The organism is Erythrobacter sp. RANMB8, assembly GCF_056848235.1.
Genome location: NZ_JBREHG010000003.1, coordinates 48068 through 61124, shown reverse-complemented (window position 1 = coordinate 61124; position 13057 = coordinate 48068). Strand labels below are relative to the sequence as shown.

Sequence of the window (13057 nt, the reverse complement as noted above, 5' to 3'; positions counted from 1 at the left end):
ATTCAAGATGAATGGTCGGGGAGAGCTTTTGGCAAGGCATCGCTTCGAATGATCAGACGCGTCGGATGGCCGTCATGTCTGAGGTCTGCTGCACGATCCCTGCGCGCCTCACGGTCGTCTTGCGTAGCATATCAGTTCCTTGATGTGCGACGTCAAAATCGACGAAGTTCAGTTCATGGTCATGCCCTCCAAAGCAACCATGAAAAGCGGCTAGGAACTCAACGTCGACCAACGATTGAGCACCGGCGTGAGGACGGGCAAGCGAGGGAATTGCGGCCGGAAGTATGTATATGCATGCGGGTGGAGTCCGAAAGGGGCCTAAGTCGGTCAGGCGGCTTGGATCATTGAGCTTTGGGCAAGGTCGACCGATCGTGCCGCAAACCATATCCCACAATATCACTCCGTCCACGCGTTGGTTACGCGAGATCATCTCAGCGCTAAGCCTGGTGTGAATTCCGGACCACGCGTTCCGCCTCGGATCGGCACCCGGATTGGTGCACAGACTCCAAATAATAAACTCATTCGCGTTGGCGGGACGCTCGAAGATATTGGTGTTGTTACCGTCCAGACAGCCCTTCAGGTCGATAATCGCCATACGACCACTATTCAGTCGCACGCTATAATCGTTACGGCTGGCATCGCTCGTCAGGTCCCAATCTGCAATGAAACCGCCATCCTGGAGATGGTTCAAGGCGTGTTGAACGAACTCTCGTTTTCCGCGCATTGTGGCCGAAAACTGACCTCGGACTCTCTCCACTGCGCCTCGGAATAAGCCGGAGTTATAAAACTCCATTTCTTCCAAGCCGTGGTCGCCAAGCAGGTGCGCTTCTGTTTTGAGCGTCTCAGCAAATCGCTCGATCTGATCGCGCAATCCTTGATTCTGTTCGCATGGAATGATGCTCAAGCCGCCTCCCGATCCTGAGCCGCAGCATTTGCTAGCAATGGCTCAAGAAGATGCGTCGCCAAATGCCGAACAACCGGCACCGCAACGCCATCCCCCGTAAGGTGATAGGCTTCATTGTAATTTCGTGGCAACTTATATTCGTCTGGCAAACCCATGAGACGAGCAGTCTCGCGAGAAGAAATGAGACGAGATCGTACGTTCGCGCCATCGATCACTAGGATTGTCTGCCGGCTGGAACCGCCGGTAGGAGTCCGAAGGCAGCCGGCCACGTCGTCAAATCGGACTTCTGCGCGCTGAACTTTGTTGCCTTTCTCATCAAAACGCGTGCGCTTGTAGACACCGCCAACCATTCGCCGCTTCGCCCTTTTCGCTGCCGTTACCTTCGCAAGATTTATGGGAGACATCATGCTGAGCAGTTGGCTGGTTTCCGCCGGAGTGTGCCATCGGACGCTTAAGGGATTCTCTTCGATCAAGTCCGCGAACGTAGAATTTCGGTGGGGTGGCGTGGGCACATTCCACCACAGCCAAGTCTCTTTTGCTGCACCCGATATATTTTCCGCAGCATTGCACAGCCCGCGCGTATGGAAAGGCTCGATGGGTCCAGGTGCCAACAGTGCAGGATCAATGTGCAGATCCTCTCGAACGCCAATCACAAAGAGTCTGGGTCTGGATTGAGGAACGAACATGGCTGCGTTCAGAACCAGCGCGCCGTATCGATAGCCAGCGAGTGCGAAGGACTTGCAGATGGCTTGAAAATCCTTTCCTCCATGCGAGGTCAGAGTTCCACACACGTTCTCCAAGGCGATTATTCGGGGTGCGCGCGCATCAGCAATCAACCCCGTCATCACGTCCCAGAAAGGATAAAACGTGCCAGATCGCTCGCCCTGAAGGCCGGCACCTCCTCCTGCCAGCGACAGGTCTTGGCAAGGGAATGAACCCCAAGCGAGATCCGCTGTGCCGGGAAGATCGCGAGCCGAAACCGCCTTCACATCACCAACCTTTAGTTCGCCACCCGTTCCCCAATTTGCTTGGTAAGTCATGCCTTTTTTATGATCGAAGTCGTTTGCGAATAGGCAGGTCCACTCGTGACCAAGCCCCGCTCGCGCCATCCCACCGCCGGCGAAGAATTCATAGAAGCTAGGCATGGGTAGTATTCCCGCACCGACGAGCTTCGACCGCACTCTCACGAGCCAATTTTTCCTCGATGGCTTCCGCAATCCAAGTGTTGCGAGATACTCTGCCCGGACGCGAGCTCCGGGCTGCGTCTATCGCTTGAAAGGTTTCTCCCGACAGGCGCAAATTTATGCGGTCAAGGTCAGTCACATTAGAGGGATTGTGGTTTCTCATGGCGCCACTATGGCGCCAAATTCGGGCACTGTCCACCCCTTTTGTTCTTACTTCGTTCTACGTCTGTCAAGTCCATCGATCACCGGATAGCTGAATTTTTTTAGCCCTCTGAACAATTAGATAGAACCAAACCTCGCAGCTCAGGATGAATTAACGGGGCAAATTCCGCAAAATGGGCCTCGACCTCTATTCCTTGGATCATAAGTGCAGCATTGCACAACCGCATCTCAGTGGGCTTCCGACGTAAAGGCGCACATTCCTAAGCCATTCGACTGGCGATCTCCTGGCCATGATTGTCCCAAACGACTGGCAAGAGAGAACCTGGTGGAGATGAACAGTCACATCGCTTAACTGGTCATGAGACACAAGTAGAGTATGAGTCCCATGATGCTGGCATATTCTGTGGCGCGATGGCTCACGCTGCGATTGCCTCCTCCCCCCGCCGGATCGTCCGATACACGGTCGGCCGAGAGACCTTGAACAGCTTGCCGAGGTCGCTGATCGAGTATTCGCCGGTGGCGTGCATCTTGAGCAGTTCGCGCTGCTGGAGGTCAGACAGCTTGGGCGGCTTGCCGCGGAGCTTGCCCTTATCGCGGGCTATCTTCATGCCCTCGCGAGTCCGCAGCCGAATGAGGTCGCTCTCGAACTCAGCGAAAGTGGCGAGGATGTTGAAGAACATCCGGCCCATTGGGTCGTTGGGGTCGTAGACCTGCTTGCCCAGCGCGAGGCTGACGCCGCGCTTCTCCAGCTCATCAGCAATCGCACGCGCGTCCGGCACCGAGCGCGCGAGCCGATCCAGCTTTGGCACGACCAGCGTTTCGCCGGCTCGCACTGCTGCCAGTGCCTGGGCGAGGCCGGGGCGATCGCGGTTGCGGCCGGTCAGGCCGTGGTCGGTGTAGATGCGGTCCTCGGGGACGCCGAGTTCGATCAGCGCCCGGCGCTGGGCGGTGAGGTCCTGCTTGTCGGTCGAGCAGCGGGCATATCCGATGAGTGTGTTGGTCATTTGTAACGGATGAGGCCCCTATGTGAGAAAATAAAGCGTACCACCTTAACGAGAGGGCGGGCAAGCTGGATTTGCGGAGGGCAGGGGGGTCTGACCTCTATGCCCTAGGAAGTGTCCGGTGAGCGATCCGATGCGGTCGCACGAGCCTTGCTAATTTCAAATGTCTTGACCTGTGCTTGATACAGAAAACCATAAAGTGTAATGGCCAAACGATCATACAGCGAGGTGCCTTATGAACGTGCAGCGGGGAAAACTTGTTTCGGGAGGAAGGCTGCAATTGCCGGTCGAGATCCGGCGTGCGCTCTCTCTATCCGATGGCGACACCGTGCTGCTCGAAGTGGTCGATGGCGAAATTCACGTGCGGCCCTATCGCGATGCTGTGACCCGGATTCAGGCGAAGTTGCGCAAGTTTGTGGAGCCAGGTCGGAGCTTGTCTGACGAATTGATAGCTGAGCGCCGGGCTGCCGCAGAAAATGAGTGATAAGCGCTATATGCTCGATGCGTCAGCCGTGCTCGCGATGTTGCTCGGTGAGAACGGCGGCGATCAGGTTCGAGAGCGACTTGATGCCAGCCACATCAGCGCCGTCAACCTTTCTGAGGTTGTTGCCAAACTACAAGAAGGCGGTGTGCCCGATGAGGTTATAACGTCCAGTCTTGTAGAGCTGAATTTCGATGTGCTCGCGTTCGATCAGAGTCAGGCAGTGCATGCCGGACTGCTGCGTGCTGCGACGCGAAGTGTAGGATTGTCCTTGGGGGATCGAGCCTGCCTTAGCGCAGCCGAGTCGTGCAATGCAGTTGCAGTGACAACCGATCGGGCATGGGGCAAACTCGACGTTGATATCGCCGTCGAAGTTCTTCGCTAAGTTCTGCTTCCGACCCATACTCGGTCATTCAGAGAGCTTAGACTGAAAGGCTGGTCCCGCCAGAAGCTGCCGTGCCGCTTTCGGGATCGAGCCCCGAACCCGCCGCCGACCGCACCTCGACGATGCAGTCCAACACCAGACGGGGAATGACACTAGCGGTAAATTTTGCCTTCATCTGAGCAACGTCGTCGCCAAGAACGCTGAGCACGGCTCGTTGCTTGGCGCAGGGTGCTGGCAAGCTCCCGCGCCCCATCGCTGACCGCCGGCGGCTGCGGAGCCACACACGATCATCCCGACTACGAGAACACGTGCTTCCGCCACAAGCCGCCTTGCACGGTTTCGGACTCGAGCATCCCGTTGAACAAGGCAGCTCGGTGGGAAGTTGACATAGGTGCTACGGGAGGCGGGGCTTTTCGGCCACGCACAGAATGGCGGGGTAAATAGCGCCCGCGCTGATCAGCGAGGCAATGTGTGAAGATCGTCCGTGATCTGGTGCAAGCTGTCTGCTGGAAATGACCGCGACGCCCGATCGGGCATTCAGGTGCCGAGACGTCGGCCAAGCTCCTCAAGGCGACTGCGCGTTGCGGTGTCCTCGGTTTCCTTGAGCGCCGAGGTCGCAGACTGGTAATTCCGAAGAGCCGACTGACGGTCGCCTTGGGCAAGCGCGACTTCTGCCAAAGCCAGATCGACCTTTCCTCCCAAATCGGTCTGGCCTGTCATTTCGAAGATTTTTTGCCGGTCGAGCCCTTCCAGCAACTGGCCCGCTTCGGCAAAGCTTCGATTGGCAATAAGGCACTCAGAGGTGAAGTAACCGATGACATGCGTCAGCGGATAGTCAGCTCCGAAAGCCTCTCGCGCCGTTTCCAGTGCATTACGCGCGACTTTCAGGCCCTCAGCACGCCGAGGGGTCAGGCAGCCGGTCGAGGCATAATCGATCTGCCCTACAAGAGCCTGATGCGATGCAGGGCCGGCTGAAGCTGCCGCCCCTTGCCACACGCGTTCGGCCTCGTAGGCCGCTTCGTCATAGCGGCCGAGGGCTGCCATGCTTTCGAACCGGGTCGACCGCAGGGCCAGAGTGAATCGGTGTTGCGGCCCGAGACGTTGCTCCATCGCCGCCAGCAGAGGCGCACTGTCCCTGAGCACAACGTCATGCTTACCGAGCATGGAAAGAGCGTTGAGCCAGTGCTGGCGCGTTACCAGCGTATCCGGGTGGTCAGCGCCGCGCACATTGATCGATTCCTTTATGGCGGCCCGCGCAACCGGTTCTGCATCCTGTGCGCGGCCGAGACGCATCAGGGTCAGCGCGAGCGATGACTTAATCTTCAGCGCCTGCGTGGGCGACGCCGCATCCGGATCGCTCCCTGCAATGGCAACAGCGCGCCGGAACGCCCGCTCGGCCAGTGCAAGATCGGCCATGTAACCATAGGCGCCCTCAGCCTGGGCGAAGGCAAACCCGATCCTTCCGCTCTCACTTTGTTTGCCGAGGCGCTTTCGTTCGGACTGCAACAAGCGCCCCGCTTCTTCAAGCCGGTCAGGCTGACCCGAAACGCTGTTCATATGGATCAGTGCCAGCCGCCCGAGCGCTGCATCCTCGCTTTCGGTCTCTTTCGCCCGCGCGAATAACGCCTCGCTCCTCGCAAACTCGGCACGTGCGTTGTCGAAATCTGCCCTGCCGTAGAAGGCGCGCGCAAGCGCCAGGTGCAGACGTGCCGCAACCCCGGGCTTGTCAGCATAGCGTCGGTCGATATTCGCACTGGCACGGCTGATTGCCTCGACGACTGTCTCACCGGCACCGCCAGCGCGCGCAGGATCGACACTGCCCAGAACATCTTCGGCCACAAAACTGTAGCTGGTGTCCGCCAGGCTACGGGCGGCGATAGCCTGATTGCGCTGGGACCAGGCATAGGCGCCGAATGCACTGCTTGCGATCAGGCCCATGGCCAGACTGCCTACGGCCGCCTGCACCCAGGGCCGGCGTTGCAGTCTTCGCGCCTCCGCTTCCTGCTGAGCGGCAAATTGAGCAGCCTGACGCTCTAAGGCAGTGGCCTCTTCACGGCGCTCAGCCAATCGTTCCAGCCGTAACGCCAGTTCATCCGCGCTCGCGAAACGCAGCTGGGGATCGCCCCTCGCCGCCCCAGCGATATCCGCGCGCAGAAGCGGATCGGCCACGTCAGCCTCCCAGCCCGGTGCCAGCGCTCGATCGAAGTCGCCCACCACCATCTGATAGAGGATCAGGCCCAGCGCATAGATATCGCTGCGGATTGTCGGCGTCGCATCGCCGACAAGCTCGGGCGCACGATAGGCCAGAGTACCCGAACGCACGTTGTCCGTGTCGAGACCGACCTCCAGAAGCCCCGGATTGGTGATCCCGAACTGGTCGAGTAGCGCCCCGTCGAGCAGTCGCCCGCTACCGAAATCGGCCAGCCTGACGATCATGCCGGTCTCCCCGGCATCGATCAGGATATTGGCGGGTTTGAGATCCTTGTGCAGCACCCCCAGGGCATGCACCGCCGCCAGCGCGCGCGCGATCCGTGTCGCCACGGCGAGGCGTCGATCAAGGGCAATGGCGGGCAGCCCACCGGCATCGTGTGCCCATTGCAGAAGATCGCGTCCCCCATGGGCATATTCGAGGAAATAGGGTGAGGTTTCGAAATTCCATTCGAGCAGCGCAGGAAGCGGCGCGGCAGGGCCAAGGCCAGCAAAGACGACACGCGACAGCGCCGCCTCTCGCTTTAGCGCGCGCAGTCGGTCGGGCGCATCGGCGAACTTGAACACCCGCTGCTCGCGGGTCTTGTCGTGGCCAGCGAGCCACACATCCTCGCCGCCGCTATCACCCAGCGCGCGCATGAGGCGCCATTGCCGCCGTCCCGGCACCGCATCGCCCGGCGCGAAGTTAAAGCGCGGCAGCAACGGAGCATCGATGGTATCAACCTCAACCTTCGCGATCAGGCGATAGCCCACGCGCGGCACTGTCTCGATTATGCTGTCCTCGCGCTCCCCGAATGCCTTGCGGAGTTTGGAGATTGCTGTCGGAAGCGACCCCTCGACAACCGTAACTTCGGGCCAAACCGCATCGAGGATCTCGTCCTTGGTCACGACCTCGCCTGCGCGCAGCAACAGCTCGTGCAGGACTTCGAGCGGTTTGCTCTCGAGCGTTACCGGCCGCCCCTCGACCCGCAGCTCCCAGCCGGCCTCGTCGAACTCGGCACCGGAAAACTTCCAAAGTCGCCGACGGCGCCGTGATGCAGAACGGCTTGCTGCCATGCGCCTCCCCCCTGTGTCTGGCCGGACTTTAGAAATTCTTGAGATGCCCTTCAAGACCCACTCGCCCGGCATGCGTACCCAGTTTCCGAGGTAAATCAGTCGCGAGGCGAAGGAGAATGGCCATGGCACAAGTTGGGCGAAGGCATCTGGCTGCGATCGGACTGGGCGTGACCAGCTTTGCGCTTGCCGCGTGCGGCCAGTCCGAGTTCGCGGCGATGATCGAGGGCGAATGCCTGTCGAGCGGTCAGAACGGCGACTGCTCGTGCATTGCCAAAACCCTCGATGACGGACTTCCTGATCACCTCAAGACCGCATTCCCCGCGCTTCGATGGGAGCTCAAGCCTCGCCCCGAAGACCGTGAAGCGGTGAACGGAGCACTGCTGCGCTCCGCCGGGGTGGACCCGGCAGATCCGCAGGCGGTGCGATCGATCCGCCAGGAATTCAGGGAGCGGATGCAGACCATGAACGCGCAGACCCGCCAGCTGTGTGGCGGTCAGATCTGAACGGAGCAATATAATCAGGGGGAACCACACGATGAAAGGCAAGATACTGGGTTTCAACCAGAGCGAGGGATCCGGTGCGATCACTGCCGAAGATGGTTCGCGGCACCGGTTCCTGACCGAGGACTGGCGCGGTGAAAAGCCACCCGCGGCGGGCATGGCGGTCGACTTCGAAAGCGAGAGCGGCACCGCCAGGGACATCTATCCGGTCGGTGGCGTCGCGCTGGACAGTATCAAGGTCGACCTTTCCGGCATCACGGCGAGCCCGGAAGGAACCAGGGTTGTCGCCTTGTTCACCAGCTCGCTGGCAACGCCGCTGGCACTGGGGGTGCTGCTTGCCTGCTTCATGACCGCGCTGTCGTCACCCGTTCAAAGCGCCACGCTGCTCGGGCTTGGACAAATCGTCGATCAGCTTTCGATGGCGTCGGCCGCAGGCGGGATGATGGGCGCCGATACATCAGGCATGGGGACGATGGAGGCGCTGCTCTTCCTGCGCTTTGCAGCACCGCTTGCGGCATTGTGGCTGATCAGTGCCGCATGGCGGGGCAAAAGTGAGAAGCTGCCGATGCTGGCAGCCGGCGCTGCGGCGATCCTCGCGGCACTGCTGGTGGTAGGACTGCGATCGGCGATCCTGTCGATGGCGCCTGATTTCCTGCGCGAACAACTCGCCGCCGGCATCAGCCTCGGCTTCGGCGTATGGCTGCTCTTCCTTCTCGGCGGGGCGCTGATTGCCGCAGGCCTCGGCAAAGTCCGCAATCCGTTCGCGAAAGGAGAATGATGATGGTTCGCAGACACCTGCTTTCTGCCGCTATACTTGGTGTGCTTGCAGCCTGCAACAGCGCGAGTTCCGATCCCGCCGCGCCGCCGCCGGAGCGCGATCTCGCCGCCGACGAGGGTCCGAATGGGGCAATGACCTATTACGGCAAGAAGATTGAGGTCGACTGCGACAGTGTCGCCATCCCGCCCCGTCCCGATGGAAGGCCGGTTGACGACCTGCGGGGATTGCGGCTGGGGGTCCCGCTCGAAACCGCGATCCGTTTTGCCCAATGTCCCAAGGGCGAGCAGGCGGACAGCGTCATGCTGGAAGGGGACGGTCCCACCCTGCGCCGCGATCAGGCCGGGCTGAAGATCCGCAGCTTCGTTCGCATTGCCACCGGTACGCACAAGCCGCGCTGGGGTGCGACCGATGTGCTCAACTACGATCCCCGTACGAAACTCGAAACCGTTGATGCGCAGTGGAGCCTTTACGCAGACGGCATGCCCGGGCAGGAAAAGGTCTATGCCTTGTGGCTCGTCCAGCCCTTTGCACAAGGCGAACAGCCGACGATCGCATCGCAGGTTGCCGCGCTCGAAGGCAAGTATGGCAAGCCCAGCCTCTCCGGGGATCGCGGCGAGCTGTTCTGGCTGTATGGGCCTGACGGCAAACGCCTGCCCGAGTTCGACCGCGAAAAGCTGCGGCAGTGCAGCAATGGTATCGCCATCTATGGCACGCAGATGAACTGGCGCCCGGATTGCGGCCTCACGATCGTGGCCCAGGTCGATACCGCCTACGACAATCCGCAACTCGCCCAATCGGTGCAGGTCGCGATGATCGATGCTGCAGCCTACTACGACTACGAGGTCAATCGCTTCCCTGCCGAACGCGACGCCTTGCGTGCGGGGCAGGCCGGACAGGCAAATGCCAACAAGGGGGCTGAACTATGACGCCCGGCATGATACGGACGCGATGGCTGGCCATGACCGCTGGCTCGCTCATGCTCGCAGCCTGTAACAACAGCGCCCCGGTTACCGAAGGCACCGCCACTGAAGACGGAAGTGGAGCATCCACGGCTGACACTGCGGCGAGCGCTTCGGCTGCACCGGCGCCGGCACCCGTGAACTGCGATCGGTTTTCCGACAATCTGACTCAGCGCGACTGGGCGGTGGTCTATTACGGTATGACTGGTCTTGCCCCGCCGCGCGAACAATGGGCCGACGAAGCACTCGTGTCGATCGACCGTTCGCTCGGCGCGGAAGAGGCGTGGAAGCGCGCCAATGCCCAGGTCGATGCACAATGGACAGCCATGAAGGATACCCGCTGCATCACACTGCGCACCGGGGCCGATCCGGGCGAATATGATGCCGGCCTTGGCGGGATCCCGTTTGGCGCCTTCGCCCCCGATGCCTATTTTCCCGTCGGCGAGAACACCACGCCGGTCAGCCTGACGTTCCGCAACGCCGGTGCTGCACGGGTGTGGAAGATGACGCCCGATCGCGCCGACGCGCTTCGCGCTGACAGCTGGTGGAGCAGCGCCAGCCTCATCATCCGCGCCCGTCTGGTCGCGGCCCGGCCGAGCGGGAATGGCGGCGCGATCGAAGCAGAGATCGTCAGCTTCGATCTCGAACCGCCGGAATACAGCCGCGCCGCGCGTGAAACCTTTACGGTGTCGCCATGATGAGGCTGAGGCTTGCGGCGCTGCTCATTGGCGCTGCCGCGCTGAGCGGCACGGCCCCGGGCGACAGGAAGATCGAGCTGCTCGGGATTCCGATGGGAGCGGACCTTGCTTCGGCAGAATCGATCCTGGCGGCGCGGGGATATTCGCGGCAAACGCGTCCCGACTATTGTGACAATGGCCGGTTCTGCGAAGCCCCGATCACGATCGAGAACTTGCCCGGAACACGCTTTGTCAGTGCACTTCATGGCTGGCGCGATCAGCCTGGCAAGGAGGAGAGCTTCAACTTCCATATGACCGCGCCGCCGAACGAGGCACGGATATGGGCAGCAGGTCTCGAACAGAGATTTGGCGACTGGTTCCAGCCGAGTGCCGCCGCTCCACTAGCGTCCGACATTCTCGCCGAAATCCGGACCCGATATGGTCCCTCGACCTATGAGAGCGGAAACCTGACCGATCCTTCCAATCGCGGCTCCAGCCTGTCGATGGTGTGGGTCTGGGACAGCAATGGCGGCCTCTATCGATATCCTGATGTCTCGCGGTCGCGCTGGTCCAGGGGGCTGCTTGAAACCCGTGACAACTGCCAGGTGGCCTTCGCCAAGGCTGCCGTCCCGCCAGGCAAGGGGACGGGCGGCGGAAGCGGCAATGCCGCCGCGATCAACCCTGAACCTTTCCTGCTGGCGCGAAAGGGAAACTGCGCGCTGATGATGGAGGCGGAGCTGTCGCAAACCCGGGGAAAGCTGCACCGGCTATACATCCGGATCGTCGATTTCAGGGCGGGACACGATGCCCTGTTCCACACCACACGTCTCGTCAGTGAGGAGCGCGGCAAGGCCGATGCGCAGCGTTCACGCAGCAACCGTCCGGATTTCTGAGCAGCCGCACCGGCTCCGCACGACAGCCTTCTGCCGCCAGTCAAGGAACAGCGTCCGATGATCCGTCACACTGCAATGGCCATATTGCCTTTCACACTGCCTCTCAGCGTGCTCGCCCAGAGTTCGACTGCTGCCGCGCCCTGGCCGAAAGAGGTTCAGGCTGTCTTTGACGGGTACAAATCGCAATGCCAGCAGGCAGGCGGCAAGTTCGTGCCCGATCGCGCGAGCTTCGCGCGTCAGATCGAGGTGACGGGCGACGGGAAGCCCGACTGGGTCGTCGAGCACAGCGCGTTCGCCTGCAAGGTCTCCCAGGCCCAGATGGATGCAGGGAACGTTCCGGACACCGGTTCGGGGTTTTGCGGCACGGCGGGATGCCAGATCACCATTCTGGGCTCGGGTCGGAAGGGCCTTGCACCGATCTTCGAAGGCATCCTGCGCGATTTGACGCCTGTTGATCTTGGCGGCGGGCGCAAGGGGATCGAGACGTCGGTACATGGAACCGCCTGCGGCGGGTCGGGCGCAGAGGTCTGTATCGAAACCTTGGTGTGGAATGGCAAGAAATGGGCGCTCGTCAAGCGCTACCGCTGGACTGATGCCGACTACGAGGCCGACCAGCGACGCCAGGCCGCACTGCCTCCGGCCGAGGCGTTCCGCGATCACGAGGCGAAATGGGCGTTCAGTGGCCGCGCGAGCAGCGCCGTGGCCGAAGTCCGCGATCACCCCGAACTGGGAAGACTGAGCCTGACGTGCCGGCCGGGCGGGGGGATTGATCTGACCGTTACGCCTACACAGACCACGAAGCCTTTCCCGCCCGCCGGTCAGCCCATGATGCTGTGGTTCGAAGGTTCGATGGACGGAACCGTTGCCGACCAGCCATTGGCGAAGGTGCCAGGGAAAACTGACTGGAGCGGACCCCTCGCGCCGGAACTGGAAGCCCTGCTCGGGGGTCGCGATGACGGACTCACTCTCCTCGTCAGCATTGATGGCGGGGCGGAATGGCAGGAACTGGCCTACTTCTCGCTCGCGGGATCCACAAAGGCGTTGCGATCGCTGCAGACACAATGTCCCGCTGCCAACCGGCCGAATCCAACGATTGCGGCGGCGGGAACGGCTCTGAAGCCATCTGACCTATCCGCCGGAACGCCTGCCAGCGCTGCAACCGCAGCACGCATCCCGCTGGCGGTGGGCTACTATGCCTATGTCGAGGGTACATTCTCGACTTGCGCCAATCCTGTGATCACGCCCTGGTACTTCGATGGTACGCGCTTCTGGGAGGAAACTGACTTCACTGACCCGAAGCACGAGCACACAAGCCAGGCTGTTGCATGGGAGATGGCCGGCAGAGACCGCTTCCGCATTTCCTATCGCAACCGCGATGAAGATGGCCGATGGAGCCCGGGCGTCTCCATCAACGAATACCTCATCACAGGTCCGCAATCGTTCACGTTTGTTGGCGTGGTCGGCACGTCCTGGGGAGCAAGCGAGAAGCACCAGCTTTGTACTGCAGCCCAACTGCCCGCCAAGTCGCGCTGGTACGAGGCAGCGAGGTGAGGGCGGGGACAATCGAGCAAACACCTTCCGTCGCAATTGATCAAAAGCTGCCTTTTTGCCACGCGATCCGAAGTGGCAGGAAAGTCCCAGATCTGGCCATTCCCGTTCGGCAATTAATTGCGTTTCGAGCGCCATGCCGGGCAGCCTTTGATCTCTGCATCAGGAACGCGCTATCGGTCTCAAAAAGTGTCCGTTGAGCGATCCTTTTCGGGCAACCATCGGCAAAGCTCCATTACTGTTGCAGAGGGGTGCTTCTGATGCGGCAACCGCTCGTTGAGACGCATTGACGTAGCTATGCCATGCAGGCGCCCATGTGGC

The 13057-nt window shown here is 61.0% G+C and carries 13 protein-coding genes; 8 read left to right on the top strand and 5 right to left on the bottom strand.

Annotated features, from left to right (window positions below):
* Positions 1-52: 52 nt before the first annotated feature.
* The 3 genes from ACU0AG_RS06565 to ACU0AG_RS06555 all read right to left on the bottom strand — a co-directional run bounded on the left by ACU0AG_RS06565 (position 53) and on the right by ACU0AG_RS06555 (position 3254).
* Complete coding sequence (locus ACU0AG_RS06565) at positions 53-904, bottom strand: hypothetical protein (protein ID WP_482781463.1); 852 nt, start codon at positions 902-904, stop codon at positions 53-55.
* Positions 901-2049 (bottom strand): DNA cytosine methyltransferase, encoded by a 1149-nt coding sequence (locus ACU0AG_RS06560; RefSeq protein WP_482781462.1) that lies wholly within the window; start codon positions 2047-2049, stop codon positions 901-903. Before ACU0AG_RS06560 ends, ACU0AG_RS06565 begins: the two co-directional genes overlap by 4 nt.
* Before the next feature lie 617 nt (positions 2050-2666).
* A complete protein-coding gene (locus ACU0AG_RS06555; protein ID WP_482781461.1) occupies positions 2667-3254 on the bottom strand; it encodes a recombinase family protein in 588 nt (195 codons plus the stop codon).
* A gap of 232 nt (positions 3255-3486) precedes the next feature.
* On the opposite strand from ACU0AG_RS06555, the gene ACU0AG_RS06550 reads away from it, so the two are divergent.
* Entirely contained in the window at positions 3487-3735 is a 249-nt protein-coding gene (locus ACU0AG_RS06550; RefSeq protein WP_482781460.1) for an AbrB/MazE/SpoVT family DNA-binding domain-containing protein, read from the top strand.
* Positions 3728-4117, top strand: coding sequence for a type II toxin-antitoxin system VapC family toxin (locus ACU0AG_RS06545; RefSeq protein WP_482781459.1), 390 nt, complete (start codon positions 3728-3730; stop codon positions 4115-4117). Before ACU0AG_RS06550 ends, ACU0AG_RS06545 begins: the two co-directional genes overlap by 8 nt.
* A gap of 37 nt (positions 4118-4154) precedes the next feature.
* On the opposite strand, the gene ACU0AG_RS06540 is transcribed toward ACU0AG_RS06545, so the two are convergent.
* Both ACU0AG_RS06540 and ACU0AG_RS06535 read right to left on the bottom strand, forming a co-directional pair.
* The gene (locus ACU0AG_RS06540; RefSeq protein ID WP_482781458.1) at positions 4155-4325 is read right to left on the bottom strand and encodes a hypothetical protein; all 171 of its coding nucleotides are present in this window, start codon (positions 4323-4325) and stop codon (positions 4155-4157) included.
* 329 nt (positions 4326-4654) lie between these two features.
* Positions 4655-7381 carry a protein kinase domain-containing protein gene (locus ACU0AG_RS06535; protein WP_482781457.1) on the bottom strand — a complete coding sequence of 909 codons (2727 nt, stop codon included), beginning with the start codon at positions 7379-7381 and terminating at the stop codon, positions 4655-4657.
* A 116-nt stretch (positions 7382-7497) separates the two neighbouring features.
* On the opposite strand from ACU0AG_RS06535, the gene ACU0AG_RS06530 reads away from it, so the two are divergent.
* Genes ACU0AG_RS06530 through ACU0AG_RS06505 form a run of 6 tightly spaced genes read left to right on the top strand, consistent with a single transcriptional unit; the run spans position 7498 to position 12739 of the window.
* On the top strand, positions 7498-7884 hold the full coding sequence (locus ACU0AG_RS06530) for a hypothetical protein (RefSeq protein WP_482781456.1): 387 nt from the start codon (positions 7498-7500) through the stop codon (positions 7882-7884).
* A complete protein-coding gene (locus ACU0AG_RS06525) occupies positions 7868-8659 on the top strand; it encodes a S1 domain-containing protein (protein WP_482781455.1) in 792 nt (263 codons plus the stop codon). The genes ACU0AG_RS06530 and ACU0AG_RS06525 overlap by 17 nt, the downstream gene beginning before the upstream one ends.
* Positions 8659-9585, top strand: a complete 927-nt coding sequence (locus ACU0AG_RS06520; protein WP_482781454.1) for a hypothetical protein — start codon at positions 8659-8661, stop codon at positions 9583-9585. Before ACU0AG_RS06525 ends, ACU0AG_RS06520 begins: the two co-directional genes overlap by 1 nt.
* Before the next feature lie 32 nt (positions 9586-9617).
* Entirely contained in the window at positions 9618-10316 is a 699-nt protein-coding gene (locus ACU0AG_RS06515) for a hypothetical protein (protein WP_482781453.1), read from the top strand.
* The gene (locus ACU0AG_RS06510) at positions 10313-11188 is read left to right on the top strand and encodes a hypothetical protein (protein ID WP_482781452.1); all 876 of its coding nucleotides are present in this window, start codon (positions 10313-10315) and stop codon (positions 11186-11188) included. The genes ACU0AG_RS06515 and ACU0AG_RS06510 overlap by 4 nt, the downstream gene beginning before the upstream one ends.
* Positions 11189-11245: 57 nt before the next feature.
* Positions 11246-12739 carry a hypothetical protein gene (locus tag ACU0AG_RS06505; protein WP_482781451.1) on the top strand — a complete coding sequence of 498 codons (1494 nt, stop codon included), beginning with the start codon at positions 11246-11248 and terminating at the stop codon, positions 12737-12739.
* The last annotated feature ends 318 nt before the right edge of the window (positions 12740-13057 follow it).